Raw genomic sequence first — 19954 nt, 5'->3', positions numbered from 1 at the left:
TCTGTTTGGGTGGCTGTGATTATGCTCAAGCCAATACTCGAGCTCTTTGATTTTGTTTTTAATTTGCTGCAATGTCATAACTGATTGTGATTGGTTTTTTAGCGTTAATGATTAGGTTTTTAGGGTATCTGTTAAACAATGAAACTATACACCGGTAGAAAGTTGCCCAAATGTCTACAGGCTTAATTTGCTGTGCATTTTCGTAGGCGCCCATCATGGTTAAAAATTCAGTCTCACACTTAGCAAACTCGGTTTTGAAATAATTAAATACCGGTGCACTATGAACAATCTTTTGGAGGTCATTTTCGTAGTTTATGGCAAAGTCCATACACCAGCGTAAATAAATGTCCATCATCTTAATTTCGTATTCCTCTTGCGAAATATTCAGTTTTACTAAAATTGGATTCATTTTGTTAGTTGTTTTTAATTTGACTTCCGTGATATAACATTGCTGTTTTTTCATCTACTACAATTTGGCCACCCGGACAACGCCCAGAAACAAAAGCGGTTAATCCTACTACTCTTATGATCACTTTTGCCAACTTCTTACATAGTTTAGCCGTTGATGTATAGGGCTCTTTATTATCTTCATGAGCCATAAAAATAAAAGTGGTGTTTGGGAACTCCTCTTTTAGCGCATAAAGCTGCCCATTTTTGAGTTCGTTTACATAAACTGTTATATTGTCTACTATTACAATTTTTGGGCTTTGTCGCTTACCTAATTTCATTTTTAAGGTTTCCAAATCAATGTATTCAATGAACTTTAGTTTTTTAACTTTGGGGTCTAATTTTGCCCTCTCTGCATTCGCTTGAAACTCTTTACCGGTTCCCTCTTCAGCAGAAACATAAAGGACACTTTCAAACTTGGTTAAATACTCGGCTAATTTTAGAGCGAAAAGGGTTTTACCGTTTTTCTCGTTTCCGTATATCAACCAAAACCCCCCTTTTGCGATAACACCAAGAACCAAAAGCCAAATCCCGTCAAACTCAAAGTTTTTGTATGTTTTTTCTAAAAGTGATTTTGTTGAAATTGCTCTTGCCATTCTTACGCTCCTATTTTTATTAGAGTTTCTAAATATCTAAGTGTCGCCTCTTTGCCAATGCACTTATTAATCAATGGCCTTACTTTTGAGGGGTCTTTGGTATTTGCTGTGGCCACGGCTCCTATTAGCTCAGAATAAAAGTCTTTGCGGTCGTCCTTTCCGTTTGGTACCAACTTGATAAACTCGTCAGAAAATCGGCTAAATATTTCGGCGTATCCTACCTTTTTACCGCTAATTCCCCTTTCTATTTTTGCTCTCAGTCCATCGGCTCCCATCATATACCAACCGCAAGAGCCGTCGGTTCCGTTCCAAATTCCTTTTAATTCAACAAAAGCGGAATAGTCTAAGTCTCCGGCCTCGTCAAGAATGATAAGAGGTTTTTCTAATGTCGTTATGTAGTATTTTAGGTTCGAAAGGACATCGTGATATTTACCTTGATTATCGATACCCACAGTTTTAGCAAGAAGTCTAATAAATAACTGTTTTGACTTAGATTGAGAGCAATCCACGTAAAAAGTGTTTTTCATTTTACGGATGATGTGCTTTGTACAAAATGTTTTACCGATTCCGCAGTCATCAACCAATACCATTGAGCGGCTTAACTCTTTGCAAAAATTAAGGTTGTCCTCAATTTCAGTATAAACGGATGTGCGGGCAACTTTCCAATTATCCTCGAAAACTCTTACCTGTAATTCTCGGCCAAGAGTAATCCAAACGGTATCAGATAACAGGCGCTCAGTTTCTCCGCCTTTAATTCGTGAATAAATAGCCGGTTTAATTCCTTTTGATTTTGCAAAATCAGAATCAGACCCTCCGTAATTTTCTCGAGCTTCTATAAGAGCTGATGCAACTTTCTTTTTAAATTCATTTGTTAAGTTCATAATCTGTGCGGGTTAAATTTTAAAATTAGATCGCCATTTCGGCTGTGAATTGTTGTTATTGATAAAAGCGAATTCCTCCTCAGGTTCCTCTTGGAAAACTTCGACCGGTTCCTCGGTTAGTTCAAAGCGTTTAAGGTTTGGTATTCTGAATCCGTTATTTACTGTTTTAGGTGTATTGTCAATGATGTTAATGTTATCGATATTGTTTCTTTGGCGTTTCTCAAAAGCATCAACCGAAGCAACGTAAGCGCTTTGTAATTTTATAGCTTCAAGACAGGCCTCTGTTTGTTCGGCTTTTGCTCTGTTATATCGAGGCATTTCCATTACTTCACAGATTAAGCGGTCTTTGTAGTAAACCAAAGCTTTAAGCACAGAGCCGTCGTTTCCGTCAAGCCAATAAACGTCAAACTCTTTACCCTCGATGACTTTCATTTGTTCGATTAAAGCCTCTCCGGTTAATATTTGTCCATTCTCGGCAATGGCTCTTTTTTTACCCTGTAAGGCTATATATCCGGCTTGGCATGAAGTCTTTGTTTTGTGACCTATTACGGTTAATATGGCCGGCCAATTGGTTGGTTTTAAGTTTGGATTCTGATTTTCTACAAAGTAGTCCCAACGGCTTATATTTTTATCTTCCGGGTGGGCGGTGTTATTCCATTGCTCAAGCTCGAGTAACCTTTCGTTTACCAAAACATCAAAAGGTATAATCTGTTTTTTTTCATCGCTTAACTGATTGGCCTCGCTTTTTGCGGTTGGACGTGCAAGCCACCCCGGAGCGTCTTTTTCAACCTCGTAGCGAAGTTTCCCGTTCATTCTCTCGATGTATTTACCTCTCGCATTGTTGGCCTCGATTTTTACTTCTTGAAACATTGCACCTGGACGAAGTAATGTATCTTTAAAGCTACTATTAAGTGAGCTTTCACACTCTAACTCATACGGCAAGCAAAATCCCCACTCTGTATAATTTCGAACCATTTGGCGATAAAACTCTACAATAATTCCCTCTTTGGTTTTTCCGTAAACGAACGTTGTAAATGCTTGAGAAGCGATGTCAACACCCAAGTAAAACCAAACTCTGTCTTTTTTTGTGTTGTAAATAAATGGCGGTTGGCGGTCATCAATTGAAATTATAGAGCCGGCAAGCTTTGGTAACTCCATTTGATGGTGAGGTCTAAAATCTCCGGTATATACTTGACGGTTTCCGCTTCTTGCTTTATAAGTAGCTATTTTGTTTTCCCATTTATTGATGTAGCTAATAATTGTACCTTGAGAAAGTTTCTTAAACTCTTTTGGGTCATATAGTTCGCCGGTGTCCTCATTGTAAACTTGTGCGTATCCATTCAAAAACGCCTCGTAATTTCGCGCAACTTCTGTCGGGGTAGGTTTGTGTAGTTGATTCTTAAAAAGTGCGTTAAAAATCATTTCTACGCGTTCGTCTACTTTGCGAGCATTTTGCTTTGCGGTTCCGTTAGGGTCTTTAATCAGAGAATAGTAACCACTTTCTTTGAAATTTTTTAAAGCCTCTTTAAAACGCTTTGAAGTTGGAAGTGTGTGCTCTGTGTCGTGTTTTACTTTCAATGTGTTTTGAAAATTTTCTACATCATAAATCAACGTCTCAGTTATTCCTCGAAGTGATCCCCTCATTCTGATACGCTCTTCGATTCTTTTTTGCTCCAACTTAATGACCGCTTGCATAACGCTTGCATTAATTATATATCGCTCTTGCTCATCCGCTTTTAAGGCCGCTCCGGCTCTTTTAAATGTTGAATAGTAGCGAACTGCATCGGCATCAAATTGAAAATACAGCTCTAACGGGTTATTGACTTTTCGAGGGTCTCCAATTGCTTCCTGTATTTCCGGTTTAAGAGTATCGAAATTTATAAGCAACTTTCTACCGTTACCACCAACTTGTAAACGCTTTATTCCGAAAGGTTTTTCTTTGTATCGTTGGAGTTCGCTTTGTAATGATTTTAGTGTATTCCAAAATCTTGGTACAAGCTCATCCATTTCAACAGCTATCTCGTTATGTGAAAATTGAAAAGGCATAGTTTAAAATTGTTTTAAATCGCTTTTGATTAATGTTTTTATTATGATGTTAGATGTAATAGTTAATATTTAATCTGACAGTTACCAATTAAAGTATTAATTTTAAACAAAGATTAAATATGACAACAAATCAAAAAATAATAGGTAATAAAATTGGACTATTAAACTTAGCAAACAAATTAAAAAATGTATCAGAAGCTTGTAGGATTATGGGCTACAGTCGTGATAGTTTTTATCGTTTTCAAGAATTATATGAAACAGGAGGCGAATTAGCACTTCAAGAAATAAGTCGAAGCAAACCCATTATTAAAAATCGTGTTGAACCCTACATTGAGCAAAAAGTAGTAAGCATTGCTACAGATAATCCAGCTCTAGGTCAGCAAAGAGTGAGTAATGAATTGCGTAAAGAAGGCATTGTACTTTCTCCTGGAGGAGTTCGTTCGATTTGGCTTCGTAATGATTTAGAGACCTTTAAAAAGCGATTAAAAGCCTTAGAGACAAAAGTAGCAAAAGAAGGTTTGATTCTTACTGAATCACAAGTCGTAGCCATTGAAAAAGCTAAAGAAGAAAAAGAAGCTCACGGAGAAATAGAAACCGCTCATCCAGGTTATTTGGGAGCACAAGACACCTATTATGTTGGCACAATTAAAGGAGTAGGAAGAATTTACCAACAAACTTTCATAGACACTTATTCTAAAGTTGCTTTTGCAAAACTATACGACCAAAAAAATTCACTCGTAGCAGCAGATATGCTCAATGATAAAGTGCTCCCATTTTATCAAGAACAAGATGTTTCTTTACTTAGAATACTTACCGATAGAGGAACAGAGTATTGTGGTTCACAAGATCACGATTTTCAACTTTATCTAGCTATTGAAGACATAGATCATACTAAAACCAAAGCTAGAAGTCCTCAGACTAATGGTATTTGCGAACGTTTTCATAGAACTATACAAAATGAATTTTATGCCATAGCTTTTAGAAAAAAAGTTTATAACTCAATTGAACAACTTCAAATAGACCTTGACCTTTGGCTTATAGAATACAATCAAAACAGACCCCATTCTGGTAAGTTTTGTTATGGACAAACTCCTTTAAAAACTTTTTTAGATACCAAATATTTGGCAGATGAAAAAAACTTGAATAAATTGCATCAGAATCATTTTTTTCTTTCATCTGAAAAAGCCCCGCAGGAATTGAAAAAACAAACAATCTGACAAACTTAATTTAACTTACAACTGTCAGGTAAAGTAGTGGCTATTACATGTTAGAGTTATTGGTTTAACTCCTTATCGATAATGATTCCGTTTGCCTCCTCAATTAATTTTTCTTTTGCACGATGTCTAATATTCATAGCGAGCTCACTATTATTATAATAGCCTAATGACGCATGTACGTTCGGTTTCGAGGTTTTAAATTCAGTTGCTAATTCTTTAACCATCTCTGATGCGATTCGAATTTTTCTCATATCTTTACACTTGTAAATATCATTTGTTATTGTCTGTAGCAAATATATGGAAGTTATTTCCAATTTTACAAGCATTTATGGAAATAAATTCCATTTATTAGATTAATTTATGAGTATATCATTAAGAATTAAGGAGTTACGAACTAAAAAAAACATTAGTCAAAAGGATTTTTCGGCTTTAATTGGTGTGGATAATAGCCAGTTCAGCAAGATAGAACAGGGCAAATTACAGCCAACACTTACACAAATAATGGAAATAAGTTCCAAATTCGAGGTTTCACTGGATTGGATTTGTTTTGGAAAGATTGTTGTCAATTCTGATTTAGACCCCGCTAAGTTTGAATTACAAAACAAGCTTATAACAATGCAGGAAAAGGAAATAAACAGATTAGAAGTCGAGAACTCTGAACTTAAAACTAAATTAGACATCGCCAGTAAAGACGGAAACAGGAGAGCGGGTTAAAGTGCCATTAAATTGGGTTGTTTATAAAAACAAACCCGAAAACGAAATTTCCTAATTACAAGCAATATATATAACTTTTTAAATTCATGTCACATATAAAATAAATGTAAATATCTGATAATCAGTTGTTTTATTGTTTATTATATGTTTTATTTAGTGTTATTATCTGCTTTGAGTTTATTGTTTTAATGCAAAAAAATGTATTATTATGTATTTGAAAGTTGTTTTTTTGATAAAAAAAAACATCGTTTTGCATACCCAACTGAATACCCAAATGCATACCCAAGTATAAAATAACTATTTTAAGTTTTAGTGTATCGTAAAAATAAAATGCTGTTATAAAAGGGTTATTTTTAAGCGTTTTAAAGGCGTAAATGCTTTATAGTAGTAGTATTTAGCAGTTAAACGCTAATAATGGAAATTAGGGTGTTTTAATTCCTAATTAAAGAATAATTAATCGGTAATTAAACAGTAATTAAAGGTAGTTATTTGCACATTCCGAATTAAACTAAAAAAAGGCCTTTTTAGGCCTAATTAGTTGAATTTAAAGGGTTTTTAGACCTTTTTTATATATAGTATTATATTACATTTTAATTAATGGCCTATAGAAAAGAGGTTGCAAGGGTGCAGGAGGTTTTCGGGGTTTCCTGAAAGTTAGTTGCTAGGGTGTTTGGGGGTTTCGGGTGTTCCCGAAAAGTGGTTGCGAGGGTGCAGGAAGTTTTCGGGAAGCCCCGAAAGCTTGTTGCAGGGGTGTTTGGAACTTTCGGGAAATTTTGTTTAAAAATGTTAACAAGTGGGTGGCTAGTTTATTAGTTGTTTGTTTTTGTAAATTTTGCTTGAGTTCTGGATAGTGTCTAATAGACATGCAGTTTGTCACTCCTACGTAAGGAGGCGTTTTATAATCAGCGTTATGTGATTTTTCCCTTTGGTTGAAATGAAAAAGATTGTGAACTTTTGAGACTGTCTCAAGGTTAAAAAAAAGTATTATGAGGAAATTTTAAAGTTTAAATGTATAACTACTTTGTTTTTAGCTATTGTGTCTCTCAGAGGTTGGCTGTTAAACTATATCATTGTTTGTTTAGTACAGTCTCTCTAAAAGGGTTTTAAAGCCATTTAAATCGTGGTTTGTAAGTGGTATTTGATCGGTTCTAATACGTAATGTTTTAGATTGTAGTATTTGATCAATCAGTTTAAATTCAGGATCAAGAGGGTAAAAGGCTAATTTTTTTGTAAAAGAGTTGAATTTTTTATTGAGAGTGTATTTTTTTCGTTTGGATTAGTTTTGTTGTGTTAAGGATTAATTTCGTAGAAAGAGTTATCAAATTTTATGTTTTTTTGAATTTGTTAAATTAAGTATGGGATTTGATTGCTAAAGTGGTCTTCTTTAATTAATATATAATGATTTTGTTTAAGGTTAATTAATTCGTTTTTCCATTCTTTTTCTTAAAATCTTTTCTTGGTAACTTAAAAAGGAATTGAGAAGGTTAGGAGGATATAATTGATGAATGACTAATTCTAAAATGGGAGAATAATGTATAGTTTTTTACGTTATTTTAACATAAAAACGGAATCTTATTATTTATAAACAATGATTATCTTTGTGGCGAAATAAATTAAGAATGGATACAATAAATACTTCAAATATACTTCCTACAGGAAAACCCAAATGGCTTAAGGTAAAACTTCCTATTGGTCAAAAATATACGGAATTGAGAGGATTGGTAGATAAGTATAAATTAAATACTATTTGTACTTCGGGAAGTTGCCCTAATATGGGAGAGTGTTGGGGTGAGGGTACAGCCACTTTTATGATTTTAGGAAATGTTTGTACACGGTCTTGTGGTTTTTGTGGGGTTAAAACGGGACGTCCGGAAGATATTGAATGGGATGAGCCGGAAAAAGTGGCGCGTTCTATTAAAATTATGAAGATCAAACATGCGGTTATTACAAGTGTTGATCGGGATGATATTAAAGATATGGGGTCTATTATTTGGGCGGAAACAATAAAAGCAATTCGCAGAATGAATCCACAGACGACTCTAGAAACTTTAATACCCGATTTTCAAGGTGTTGAACGTAATATAGATAGGATTGTAGAGGCTAACCCCGAGGTGGTTTCGCATAATATGGAAACGGTTCGTCGTTTAACAAGAGAAGTGCGTATACAGGCTAAATATGATAGAAGTTTAGCTGTTTTAAAATATTTAAAAGAGCAAGGTATTCGTAGAACTAAATCTGGAATAATGTTAGGTCTAGGAGAAACAGAGGAAGAAGTTTATGAAACGATTCGAGATATTCGTAATCAGAATGTAGATATTATTACGATTGGACAATATTTACAACCTAGTAAAAAGCATTTGCCTGTAAAACGTTATATTACACCAGAAGAATTTGCTAATTATGAAAAGTATGCAAAAGAATTAGGGTTTCGTCATGTAGAAAGTGGGGCATTGGTACGTTCTAGTTATCACGCAGAAAAACATATCTTATAAAGATTTTAGAATATAAATTTAATTAATAGAAGGTTGTCTTGAGAAAAATAATTTTATCATTTTAAAATAGGATAAAAGTTCTATTTAACTTGTTTTTATCTTAAAAGGATAGGGTTTATAATGAAATTGTGTTTTTTAGGTAAACTTATTAACTTTAATTTTTGAATTTGAAACTTGAAACAAAAATAAGGATTGCGATTAATGGTTTTGGTCGTATTGGTAGAAATCTATTCAGATTATTGCTTAATCATCCTCAGATAGATGTTGTGGCTATTAATGATATTGCAGATAATAGAACTATGGCCCATTTGTTAAAATATGATAGTATACATGGTGTTCTGCCTTTTGATGTGTCTTATAATGAAAAATCTATCATTGTAGAAGGAAGAGAGTATATCTTTTTTCATGAAAAAGAAATAAAAAATTTAGTTTGGAAAGATTTAAATATAGATTTTGTTGTTGAAAGTACAGGAAAATTTAAAACATACGAGTCTATATATGCACATATTAAGGCAGGAGCTCAAAAAGTAATATTATCTGCGCCAGCTGAAGTAGATACAATTAAGACGGTTGTTTTAGGGGTAAATGAGGATATTTTAGATGGAAGTGAAGTTATTATATCCAATGCAAGTTGTACGACTAATAACGCCGCTCCTATGATAAAAGTAATACAGGAATTGTGCGGTATTGAACAAGCCTATATTACTACTGTACATTCGTTTACTACGGATCAAAGTTTGCACGATCAACCCCATAAAGATTTGCGCAGAGCGAGAGGAGCTTCTCAATCTATAGTTCCTACTACTACTGGAGCAGCAAAGGCTTTAACTAAAATATTTCCAGATTTAGAAGGAAAAATAGGAGGGTGTGGTATTAGAGTTCCAGTTCCAGATGGATCTCTTACGGATATTACTTTTAATGTTAAAAGAGAAGTTAGTATAGAGGAAATTAATACTGCTTTTCTTCATGCTTCAAAAAATGAATTAAAAAATATTTTGGCTTATACAGAGGATCCTATTGTTTCGGTTGATATTTTAGGAAATTCCCATTCATGTTTGTTTGATGCACAATTAACATCTGTTATAGATAAAATGGTAAAAGTTGTAGGTTGGTATGATAATGAAATAGGATATTCTTCAAGAATTATTAATTTAATTGAATATATTTTTAAAAAATAATTATATTTAGGGAGTTTTTTTCAACTCCCTATGAACAAAATATATTTGTATATCCTTCTTTTTGTTAATTTACAAATTTCAGGATTTTATAACACTACAGATAATTCTTCTGTAGATAGCTCTTATTATTATTCTGAGAAAGCAATACGTTTTAAAAATTTTAAAATTTTTGAAAGAGCTTTAGAAAATGCTAATAAATCTATTGTATTTGCTAAAAAAACAACTAATAAGGCATCTTTGGCAAATGGATATTATACTTTAGGTATTATTTATCTAGATTCTGAAAGATATGATGATGCAATAGAAAAATTTATTAGAGCAATTTCTGTTTATAATACTTTAGAACCGTCTAGTAAATTAGCTTTATCTTATTTTAAAATAGGAATTTGCCATTTGAATAAGGCAAATAATATAAAAGCAGAGGCTTACTTTAGTAAAGCTAATTCAGTATATGATAATATTGATTTGCCAGAAGCTAAAGTTGTTTTACTATTAGAAAAAGCTAAAATTTATATAAAACAAAACAATCTAAAGTTAGCTGAAGCAAATCTTATAAAACTATTGAATAGTCCTCATTCTAAAGAGATTAAAAGAAATAAATCGGAGATATTTTTTCAATTAGGAATTATAAAAAAGAAAGAAAAAAAATATGTAGATGCTTTACAATATTTTAAAAAGTCATACTTATTAAGTAAAAAAGAAAATAATGCTTGTTTACAATTAAGGTCTACAGAAGAATTAAGTAGGGTTTATGAAGCAAGTACTTTAACTAATAACTCTTTGTTATTTCTAAAAAAGCATCTCCGCATAAAAGATTCTTTAGAACGAGTAGGAGAGCTTAAAAATCAACATCTGATTAACGAACAAGTAAAAGTAGATGATTTGATGAAATCAATGGAGAAAATGGATAAGGATAAAAAAAGTCAAGAAAAAGCAACTCAATTTTCTAAATTAATAAATATTCTAGCAATTGCTTTGATTACAATTCTTTCTTTATTGAGTCTTTCTCTCTATAAAAATAATATTATTCGCAATAGATCTAATGAGTTACTAAGAGAAAAAAATAATGAACTGAAAGAGGCTAAAGAAAGAATAGAAAAGGCATCTAAAGCTAGAACTGAGTTTTTATCTACTGTAAGTCATGAGCTAAGGACACCTTTGAATGCCATTAATGGTATATCTCATTTATTATTAGAGGAAAGTCCTAAAAAAAGCCAAATAGAATATTTGAAATCATTGAAATTTTCAGGTAATTATCTTTTAACTTATATAAATGAAATTTTAGAAATCAATAGAATTGAATCTAATAATATAGAACTAGAATTAATTAATTTTAATTTTAGAGAGCTAGTTAGTAACATACATAAATCTTTAAAAGAATTAGCAGAGCAAAATAATAATTTGTTTCGATTAGAGATAGATGAAAATATTCCTAAAAATCTAATAGGAGATACGACTAAAATATCACAAATTTTTATTAATTTAATTAATAATGCTTTAAAGTTTACAAAAAATGGAGAAGTACTTTTTATTGCTAAATTAATTTCAGAGAATAATGATGTATGTGATATTCATTTTGAAATTAAGGATACAGGTATTGGTATACCAGAAAATAAGCAAGAAGAAATTTTTGAAAGTTTTTCTCAAGGTTCTGTTGAAATAAATAGAAAATATGGGGGTACAGGATTGGGGCTGACAATTGTAAAAAGATTGGTGGCTCTTATGAAAGGGGAAATAAAAGTTATGAGTGAAGTAGATAAAGGATCACGATTTTATTTTAATTTAACATTAGAAAAAGGAACTTCTAAAGTAGAAAAGACAGATCAAATTTTAAATAATGAAGTGTTTATTGGTAAAAAAGTTTTGCTTGTTGAAGACAACAAAATAAATCAAATGATCACGAAGAAAATTTTAGAAAAGAAAAAAATGCTTGTCACTTTATGTGAAACAGGAGAGGAATCTATTGAGATGATGCGTAAAAATCAATATAATATTACCTTAATGGATGTTCATTTACCAGGTATAAATGGTACAGTTGCAACTGAAAAAATTAGAAAATTTGATAAAGAAACACCTATTATAGCACTAACGGCTATTTCTTTAAATGAAAATAGAGAAATGTTATTATCTTATGGTATGACAGATGTGATAACGAAACCGTTTAATCCCGATGATTTTTATAAAATCATCGAGACCAACCTTGTTTAATTTGAAGTTTAATATTGTATAATGATTTCTTTTATTAACTTACGTATATGAGGTTCTGTAGTTTTTACAGCCTCTAATACTTCTTCGTGTGTTACACTGTCTATATTTTCGGCATCGCCTATATCTGTTATTACAGAAATTCCAAAAGTTTCTAATTCCATGTGTCTAGCAACAATTACTTCAGGAACAGTGCTCATTCCTACACAATCACAACCAAGGGCTTTTACCATTTTATATTCGGCTAAAGTTTCATAAGTTGGACCTTGTAAAGCTAAATATATTCCTTCTTGTACTTGAATTCCTAGATCACTTGCAATTTCTTTTGCTTTGGCTAGCATTTGTCTACTATAAGGCTCGCTCATATTAACAAATCGAGGTCCAAAACGCTCATCATTTTTACCTCTTAGAGGATGTTCTGGCATCATATTAACATGATCTTTGAGCAAAACAATAGACCCTACATTGTAATTAGGGTTTACTCCTCCAGAAGCATTTGAAACTATTAATTTATTTACTCCAATATACTTCATAACTCGAACAGGAAAAGTTACTTCCTGCATGTTATAACCTTCATAATAATGAAAACGTCCTTGCATAGCAACTACTTTCTTTGAACCAATGGTTCCAAATACTAATGCTCCTTTATGTCCTTGTACGGTAGATACAGGAAAATTAGGAATTTCATTATAAGATAACATAAACTCCACCTCAATATCGTCAGTAAAACCACCTAATCCAGAACCTAATATGATACCATATTCAGGTTTAAAATTGATTTTATTTGTAATGTAATCAACGGTTTCTTGCACTTTTTCCCACATAGTTTAAAATTTCAGATTCAAATAATATATTTTCTTTTTTTAATACGGTTTTTATAGGTAAATAATATAGCTGTTCTTTTGGTAATTTCCCTTTTAAACGCATATAATCTTTTTCTGTTGTTATAATTTTTCTGCCAGCAGCACGCTTTAAAATGTTTTTTAAATCAGTTTCTGTAAAATTGTGATGATCGGTAAAAATCATTCGATTTTCTTTTTTTACTTGTAAAAAATTAAAAAAGGGCTCTGGTTTTGCTATTCCTGATACTACAAGGTAATCCCTTTCCAAAGACGAAGTAATGATAAAATTATCATCATTAAATATTTTTTTATCATATTCTATGTAAGAAAAATAAATAGGTGTTTCTGCTTTTGAAAATAGTCTTATCTTTTCACGTATTTTAGATTTTGCAATTTCATCAATTTCTTTAGGACATTTTGTGATAATTATCATGTTAGCTCGTTGGGCTCCTTTTTTATTTTCACGTAAATTACCTGCTGGTAAGATAAGATCGTTGTAAAAAAGGTCGTCATAAGAAGATAGCATTATATAATAGCCTGCTTTTACTTTTCTATGTTGAAAAGCGTCATCTAATAAAATGATGTCAGGTTTATTAGGTAATGCTAATAATTTTTCTATTCCTTCTTTTCTATTAGCATCTACGGCTACTTTAATTGTAGAGAATTTTTGAAAAAATTGATACGGTTCATCTCCTAATATTTCACTTGTAATTTTTTCATTAGCTAATATAAAACCTTTTGATTTTCGTTTATAACCACGACTTAATGTGGCTATTTTGTATTTATCGTGTAATAAGTGAATTAAATATTCTATTAAAGGGGTTTTTCCTGTTCCACCTACACTTAAATTACCAACAGCAATAATAGGTGTATTAAAAGCATAAGATTTTAAGAATCCAATATTGTATAAAAAATTCCGAATATTGGTTAGGAAACCATATATTATAGAAAAAGGGAAAAGTAATTTTCGAAGGGTTTTCATTTTAATGTCAAATTATACAAAGATAATAATACATTGAGTAGAAAAAAAGAGGGAAATAAAATTTTAAAGGTTAAAGTAGGGTATAAAAGAGTAGTTGGCTTGTGTAGTAGTCTTACTTTAGTTTTAAGAATAGAAGAGATTTTAATTTTAGAAAAGAAAAAAGGCTTTGAAATTGTATATATTGATTAAGAATAAAATATATAGATTTGTAAAAATAAAAGCTTTAATTAATGTAATAGTATAGGCTATTGTAATTTAATATGGGATAAAAAGAAGTAATAAAATGATGTTTAGAAATAAATTTTGAAGGATATGACAATAAATGATATAATTTCTGTTTTAGAGGAAATGGCTCCTTTGGCCTATGCTGAAGATTTTGATAATGTAGGGTTGTTAGTAGGGAACAAAGATTTAGAAGTTACTGGGGTACTGGTTTGTCATGATGCTCTAGAAAAGATAATAGATGAAGCTATTTTGAAAAAGTGTAATTTAGTAGTTTGTTTTCATCCTATTTTATTCTCGGGAATCAAAAAAATTACGGGTAAAAATTATGTAGAACGAGCTATTTTAAAAGCAATTAAACATGATATTGCCATTTATGCTGTACATACTGCTTTAGATAATCATCAAGAAGGAGTTAATAAAACAATTTGTAATGCTTTAGGATTACAAAGTACTAAAGTTTTAATTCCTAAAGTAAATTTTATTCAAAAATTAGTTACTTATACAATTCCAGAAAATGTAGAGAAAGTTAGGAATGCTTTATTTGAGGCAGGAGCTGGGAAAATTGGTAACTATGAGGATTGTAGTTTTAATTCAAAAGGAAAGGGGACTTATATGGGAAATGAAAGTAGTAATCCTGAAATAGGAGAACGACTTGAATTTATAGAAGCAGAGGAAGTTAAAATAGAAGTTACTTTTGAAAAATACAAACAAGGAAAAATTTTAAAAGCTTTATTTAATAATCATATATATGAAGAAGTTGCTTATGAAATATATAATTTAGAAAATTCACACCAAAATATTGGATTGGGAATGATAGGTGAATTAGAAACACCAATGAATGAAAAAGAATTTCTTGAATTTGTGAAAGAAAAAATGCAATGTGGAGTTATAAGACATACTGATTTTACAGAAAAAAAGATAAAAAAGGTAGCTGTTTTAGGAGGTTCTGGTGCTTTTGCAATTCAAAAAGCAATTCAAAATGGAGTAGATGCCTACTTAACAGCTGATTTAAAATATCATAATTTTTATGAAGCAGAAAATAAAATTTTGTTAGCTGATATAGGACATTTTGAAAGCGAAAGATTTACAAAAAAGTATATTGTTGATTTTCTTAAGAAAAAAATTTGTAGTTTTGCAAACTATTTGTCGAAAGACAAAATTATATTATCTGAAATAAATACAAATCCAGTTAATTACTTGTAGAAATATGGCAACAAAAGAATTGAATGTAGAAGAAAAATTAAGAGCGTTATACGACTTACAATTAATCGATTCAAGAATCGACGAAATTAGAAACGTAAGAGGTGAATTGCCTCTTGAAGTGGAAGATTTAGAAGATGAAGTTGCTGGTTTGACTAAAAGAGTTGAAAAATTAAAAACTGATTTAGAGTCAATAGAAGAACAAATAAAAGCTAAAAAGGGTTCTATAGAAGAACATAAAGAAGCAATTAAAAAGTATACTTCACAACAAAAAGAAGTTCGTAATAATCGTGAATTTAACTCATTGACAAAAGAAGTTGAATTTCAAGAACTTGAAATTCAGTTAGCAGAAAAGCATATTCGTGAGATGAAGGCTTCAATTGAACATAAAAAAGTTTCAATAGCTCAGACAAAAGAAAAATTAGAAGCAAAATCAACTCACTTAAAACACAAAAAGTCAGAGTTAGAAGAAATTATGTCTGAAACTGAGAAAGAAGAAGTTTTTTTAGTAAGTAAGTCACAAGAATTTGAAGCACAGATAGAAGACCGCTTGTTAAAAGCATACAAACGTATTCGTGGAAATGTACGTAATGGTTTGGCAGTAGTGTCTATTGAACGTGGTGCTTCAGCAGGCTCTTTTTTTACAATTCCTCCTCAAACACAAATGGAAATTGCTGCTCGTAAAAAAGTAATTACAGATGAACATAGCGGAAGGATTTTAGTAGATGCTGTTTTAGCGGATGAAGAAAGAGAAAAAATGGAACAGTTATTTGCTAAAATATAATAATATTTGGGGCTGTCCAAAAAGTAATAAATCAACATGTAGTTTGTCACTCCAACGTAAGGAGTAGTCTTATAATCAACATTGTATCATTTCTCCCTTTGGTCGAAATGAGAAGATTTCAAACTTTTTGGACAGTCTCTTTTTATGAATTATTTTTTATATTTTTTATTCACTAAAAGCATAGGATTATTTCTTAATCTTTTTAGTTGTGTATTTCCTGAAAAAACGTCAGAGTTAGTATTTCTGCTTTTTACTACTCCTAAAAAAGGAAAATTAAACCCGAAAAAACTTCCTCAATTTTTGCAAGAATCTAAAATGGAAAAATTGAAAAAAGAAGACCTAACTTTTCAAATTTATATCTGGCACGGAAATGATACTAAAATACTTTTAATACATGGCTGGGAAAGTAATTCTTCTCGTTGGGAACATATATTTCCTTATTTAAAAGCTACAGGAAGTACAATAATAGCAATAGATGCGCCTGCTCATGGCCTTTCAGACGGAAAACGATTTACAATACCTCAATATGGTCAATTTATTAATGAAACTGTTCAAAAATATAAGCCACAATATTTAATAGGTCATTCAATAGGAGGAAATGCTTGTTTGTACTACCAATATGCCTTTTCTTCAGATTGTATTAAAAAAATAATTACACTAGGAACTCCTTGTGATTTTGTTTTTATTCTAAAAAAATACGTTTGTTTATTAAACTTAAATTCAAAATTGAGAAAAAAATTAAACGATAGGTGTGTAACGGAATATCAAGAAGAGTTAGATAAATTTTCAGCCCAACGATTTGTACAAAATACCGAAATAAAAGGATTAATTATTCATGATGTAGAAGATCAAACAGTATTTGTTGATGAAGGAAGAAAAATAGCAGAAGCTTGGAAAGATGCACGTCTTATTGAAACTAAAGGATTAGGACATTCACTACAGGATATAAAAATTTTTAAAGAAATCAATTGGTTTTTATTTCATTAAATCTATTCTTCATTAAAAATATAAAATGCTTAAAATAAGGAGGTAGTTAAAAATAGAATACTCAGATTAAATTTTTAAGGGATAATATAGCTTTAATGTAAAAGTCTATTTTTTTTCTTGTATCTATTATCTAATTTCTAAAATCATAATTTTTAATTTCTATTACTATCTTTGTAAAATGGAAGAGAATAAGACAAGAATTAATAAATTTTTATCAGAAACAGGTTTTTGTTCCCGTCGTGAAGCAGATAAGCTGTTAGAACAAGGACGTATTACTATTAATGGAAAAATTCCAGAGTTAGGAACAAAAGTTTCTTTAGATGATGAAATAAGAGTAGATGGTAAACTTATTCGAGAAAAAACAAGTAAACCCATTTATTTAGCTTTTCATAAACCTATAGGAATTGAGTGTACAACGAATTTAAAAGTTAAAAATAATATAATTGATTATATTAACTATCCTAAACGAATTTTCCCTATTGGTCGATTAGATAAAGCTAGTGAAGGTCTTATATTTATGACAGATGATGGAGATATTGTAAACAAGATATTAAGAGCTCGTAATAATCATGAAAAAGAATATATTGTAACAGTTAATAAGCCTATAAACGAACGTTTTGTAAAAAAAATGAGTAATGGTGTTCCTATTTTAGGTACTATAACCCGTAAATGCAAAACAGAACAAATAGATACTACATCTTTTAAAATAATATTAACACAAGGATTGAATAGACAAATTCGTCGTATGTGTGAGTATTTGGGTTATGAAGTTGTAAGGTTAAAAAGAGTTCGTATAATTAATATATCATTAGATGTTCCTTTAGGTAGATATAGAGAGTTAACAGAAAAAGAAATTAATCAATTAAATAAATTAATAGCTCCTTCTAGTAAAACAGAAGAAGCTAGTCTTTTAAAATCAAATAAAAAGATTAATTAGTTCTTTTTAATAAAAACCTTTTTAAAACACATAATATACCCCAAAAAATAGTAAAACATTATTTTTTGGGGTTTTTATTTAATGAAAATAAGATAGGTATTTTCGTAAAGATCTTTATTATTCTATTAAATGTTGATAGGCTCCTAAATCAGGAGGAGATGTTCTATTTTTGTCATCTATATCTTTTGGAATTAAAAAAGAATTATTTCCTTTGGCTATAACTGGTGAATTTTTAAGAATTCGGAGATTGTTTTTAATGGGATCTTTGAATTTTGGATCAAAATTATTTTGTCGTGTGTCTATAATATTATTATTACTAGGATTTTTTATTAAGTTGTATAAAGAATTATTATATAAATTGTTTGGATCGTTAAATTTGATTAAACAGTGATTAAAATCAATATTAAATGCTGCTGAATCGTTTTTTTTCAAACCTAACTCAATGTTATTATTTCCATATATAATACAATTAATAAAGCTAGCTAAAATAAGATCAGAAGTAAATAATACCTCTTTTTGTTTATAGGTATTATCTATATAAACACAAGGAATTTGACGGTTACTATTATTCCAATAATTAGCAAAAGTACAAGATTTAAAACGATATTCGCCTCCTAATGTACAAGCTAAACTAGCTTGTCCGCATTTGTTAATAACAATGTTTTCTCCATTTATTTTACTTTTTCTAGCTGCTAATCCGAAATCACTAGAGTTATATATTTGAGTATTAAAAATATTGGTAATAGATTCTTCATTTCGATCTATAAAAATTCCAAATGAACTGTTTTTTATAGTCAGATGATTAAAATTATTATTCATGCTTCCTTCTGCTAAATAAATTCCTCCCCATTGACCTGGTATTTCGGCATATTTAGATTCTAAACGATCCCCTTCAATTATGACTTCTTTTTCTAATTTTTTTTGGTCAGTAGATATGGTTCCTTCTATTTTAATAGAACCTGATTTTTTTACAAAAATTCCAGATTGATTATGACAATATATTCTAGTTCCAGGATCAATTATTAATGTTTTATTAGCAGGAACTCCTGCATATCCATAAATGACATAGGGTTTTGTGTTAGTGAAATGAAGTTCGTTACCATTAATTGGATCATTTTCATTTAATTCAAATCCATAGACTGTATTGTTTGGAACTAAGTCATTTAGAGTTAATTTTTCCTTTTTCTCAGGATATAAAAAAATAGCATCTTGAATTAATGTAACTAAATCAACTTTTTGTTGATTGATTCCTGTGTCAAATAAAATTTTGTCTGTATAGAGATAATCTGTAGAATTGACATCTTTAATATTGGCTGTTTCTTCAATGAAAATATACAAACTATCATTGGCTAATATTTCTATATTATGAAATGTTTTTCCTTGATTATTTGTTCCTGTTGTACCATCAATCATTAACCTATATTTAGATAGAGATCCTTTTTCTAAAGAAATTGTAGGAATGTGTAGGTCTTCATTGCTTTTATTATATACTTTTAAGGAATAAGTGCTAGAAGAAATTCCAGAAAAAACAGTGTCTAAGTAAACCGTGTTTTTAGAGAAAGATAATTGCCCGTTACTCGGTTTCGTTTCAAAATCTTTCCGACAAGAAATAAATATCGAAACGATACTAATCAAAAAAAGGAAATATTGGCGCATTATGATTATAATTTGGTATAAAAATAAAGAAAATAAAAATGTAAAAAGTGTTTTTTAAAACACTTCAGATATTTTAGTCCTAATTTTTGTACTTTTGATAGGATATTTTTATAGATATGATATTTGATAAGGAAAAATTTGTTGAAAAATGTAATGTTTTGTGTCAAAATACATTGATGGAAACATTAAAAATAAAATTTATAGAAGCAGGAAATGATTATCTAATAGCTAAGATGCCTGTTGAGAGTAGTGTACATCAACCAATGGGATTATTGCATGGAGGAGCAACTGTAGCTTTAGCAGAGAGTGTAGGCAGTGCTGCTTCGCTTATGTTTATAAATTTAGAAAAACAAGAGATTAGAGGGATTGAAATATCAGCTAATCATTTAAAAAGTAAAAGAACAGGAGAGGTAACAGCAATAGCTAAGTTAGTTCATAAAGGAAGATCTTTGCATTTATGGGAAATAAGAATTGAGGATGAAAATAAATCACTTATTTCTTTGTGTAAGTTGACAAATATAGTACTTCCTAAAAGAGAATTATAATTTTTTAATGAATGAAAAGC

Annotated in this window: 19 protein-coding genes; 11 read left to right on the top strand and 8 right to left on the bottom strand. The window is 30.5% G+C overall.

Translation table 11 applies throughout. From position 1 onward, the window contains the following. Window positions 1-58: 58 nt before the first annotated feature. The 4 genes from AWN65_RS05535 to AWN65_RS05520 are packed head-to-tail and all read right to left on the bottom strand — an operon-like array spanning window position 59 to window position 3970. Window positions 59-409 carry a hypothetical protein gene (locus AWN65_RS05535; RefSeq protein WP_145902539.1) on the bottom strand — a complete coding sequence of 117 codons (351 nt, stop codon included), beginning with the start codon at window positions 407-409 and terminating at the stop codon, window positions 59-61. A 4-nt stretch (window positions 410-413) separates the two neighbouring features. Continuing rightward, window positions 414-1043, bottom strand: a complete 630-nt coding sequence (locus AWN65_RS05530) for a DNA repair protein RadA family protein (RefSeq protein ID WP_060382256.1) — start codon at window positions 1041-1043, stop codon at window positions 414-416. Between the two features lie 2 nt (window positions 1044-1045). Further along, the gene (locus AWN65_RS05525) at window positions 1046-1924 is read right to left on the bottom strand and encodes an ATP-binding protein (RefSeq protein ID WP_060382255.1); all 879 of its coding nucleotides are present in this window, start codon (window positions 1922-1924) and stop codon (window positions 1046-1048) included. A gap of 12 nt (window positions 1925-1936) precedes the next feature. After that, entirely contained in the window at window positions 1937-3970 is a 2034-nt protein-coding gene (locus AWN65_RS05520) for a hypothetical protein (protein WP_060382254.1), read from the bottom strand. 119 nt (window positions 3971-4089) lie between these two features. Between AWN65_RS05520 and AWN65_RS05515 the strand changes: the two genes are divergently transcribed. Continuing rightward, window positions 4090-5187 (top strand): IS481 family transposase, encoded by a 1098-nt coding sequence (locus AWN65_RS05515; RefSeq protein ID WP_060382253.1) that lies wholly within the window; start codon window positions 4090-4092, stop codon window positions 5185-5187. Window positions 5188-5243: 56 nt separating this feature from the next. On the opposite strand, the gene AWN65_RS05510 is transcribed toward AWN65_RS05515, so the two are convergent. After that, window positions 5244-5438, bottom strand: coding sequence for a hypothetical protein (locus AWN65_RS05510; protein ID WP_060383836.1), 195 nt, complete (start codon window positions 5436-5438; stop codon window positions 5244-5246). A gap of 109 nt (window positions 5439-5547) precedes the next feature. Between AWN65_RS05510 and AWN65_RS05505 the strand changes: the two genes are divergently transcribed. From AWN65_RS05505 to AWN65_RS05490, 4 genes are all read left to right on the top strand, one after another. Continuing rightward, on the top strand, window positions 5548-5901 hold the full coding sequence (locus tag AWN65_RS05505; protein ID WP_060382252.1) for a helix-turn-helix domain-containing protein: 354 nt from the start codon (window positions 5548-5550) through the stop codon (window positions 5899-5901). A 1619-nt stretch (window positions 5902-7520) separates the two neighbouring features. Continuing rightward, a complete protein-coding gene (gene lipA, locus AWN65_RS05500) occupies window positions 7521-8393 on the top strand; it encodes a lipoyl synthase (protein WP_060382251.1) in 873 nt (290 codons plus the stop codon). A gap of 167 nt (window positions 8394-8560) precedes the next feature. Then, window positions 8561-9571, top strand: coding sequence for a type I glyceraldehyde-3-phosphate dehydrogenase (gene gap, locus AWN65_RS05495; RefSeq protein ID WP_060383835.1), 1011 nt, complete (start codon window positions 8561-8563; stop codon window positions 9569-9571). Between the two features lie 30 nt (window positions 9572-9601). Further along, window positions 9602-11779: a tetratricopeptide repeat-containing hybrid sensor histidine kinase/response regulator gene (locus AWN65_RS05490; RefSeq protein WP_060382250.1), complete on the top strand. Its 2178-nt coding sequence runs from the start codon at window positions 9602-9604 to the stop codon at window positions 11777-11779. A gap of 8 nt (window positions 11780-11787) precedes the next feature. Here the strand turns inward: AWN65_RS05490 and AWN65_RS05485 are convergent, their stop codons facing one another. Next, window positions 11788-12600 (bottom strand): purine-nucleoside phosphorylase, encoded by an 813-nt coding sequence (locus tag AWN65_RS05485; protein ID WP_060382249.1) that lies wholly within the window; start codon window positions 12598-12600, stop codon window positions 11788-11790. Beyond that, window positions 12572-13600: a tetraacyldisaccharide 4'-kinase gene (gene lpxK / locus AWN65_RS05480; RefSeq protein ID WP_060382248.1), complete on the bottom strand. Its 1029-nt coding sequence runs from the start codon at window positions 13598-13600 to the stop codon at window positions 12572-12574. Before lpxK ends, AWN65_RS05485 begins: the two co-directional genes overlap by 29 nt. A gap of 33 nt (window positions 13601-13633) precedes the next feature. On the opposite strand from lpxK, the gene AWN65_RS14885 reads away from it, so the two are divergent. The 5 genes from AWN65_RS14885 (at window position 13634) to rluF (ending at window position 17733) form a co-directional block, all read left to right on the top strand. Beyond that, a complete protein-coding gene (locus AWN65_RS14885) occupies window positions 13634-13789 on the top strand; it encodes a hypothetical protein (RefSeq protein WP_158447581.1) in 156 nt (51 codons plus the stop codon). A 123-nt stretch (window positions 13790-13912) separates the two neighbouring features. Next, window positions 13913-15028: a Nif3-like dinuclear metal center hexameric protein gene (locus tag AWN65_RS05475; protein ID WP_060382247.1), complete on the top strand. Its 1116-nt coding sequence runs from the start codon at window positions 13913-13915 to the stop codon at window positions 15026-15028. A 4-nt stretch (window positions 15029-15032) separates the two neighbouring features. Then, on the top strand, window positions 15033-15809 hold the full coding sequence (locus tag AWN65_RS05470; protein ID WP_060382246.1) for a zinc ribbon domain-containing protein: 777 nt from the start codon (window positions 15033-15035) through the stop codon (window positions 15807-15809). Between the two features lie 315 nt (window positions 15810-16124). Further along, window positions 16125-16796 (top strand): alpha/beta fold hydrolase, encoded by a 672-nt coding sequence (locus AWN65_RS05465; RefSeq protein WP_235588349.1) that lies wholly within the window; start codon window positions 16125-16127, stop codon window positions 16794-16796. Window positions 16797-16974: 178 nt separating this feature from the next. Beyond that, entirely contained in the window at window positions 16975-17733 is a 759-nt protein-coding gene (gene rluF, locus AWN65_RS05460) for a 23S rRNA pseudouridine(2604) synthase RluF (RefSeq protein ID WP_060382245.1), read from the top strand. Between the two features lie 117 nt (window positions 17734-17850). Here the strand turns inward: rluF and AWN65_RS05455 are convergent, their stop codons facing one another. Next, window positions 17851-19389 (bottom strand): hypothetical protein, encoded by a 1539-nt coding sequence (locus AWN65_RS05455; RefSeq protein ID WP_060382244.1) that lies wholly within the window; start codon window positions 19387-19389, stop codon window positions 17851-17853. Between the two features lie 116 nt (window positions 19390-19505). Here AWN65_RS05455 and AWN65_RS05450 point away from each other — a divergent pair, with 116 nt between their 5' ends. After that, window positions 19506-19934 carry a PaaI family thioesterase gene (locus tag AWN65_RS05450; protein WP_060382243.1) on the top strand — a complete coding sequence of 143 codons (429 nt, stop codon included), beginning with the start codon at window positions 19506-19508 and terminating at the stop codon, window positions 19932-19934. The last annotated feature ends 20 nt before the right edge of the window (window positions 19935-19954 follow it).

Origin of the sequence: Flavobacterium covae (assembly GCF_001534645.1) — a bacterium.
GTDB classification, from domain to species: domain Bacteria; phylum Bacteroidota; class Bacteroidia; order Flavobacteriales; family Flavobacteriaceae; genus Flavobacterium; species Flavobacterium covae.
This window is presented reverse-complemented; position numbering and strand designations above follow the sequence as displayed.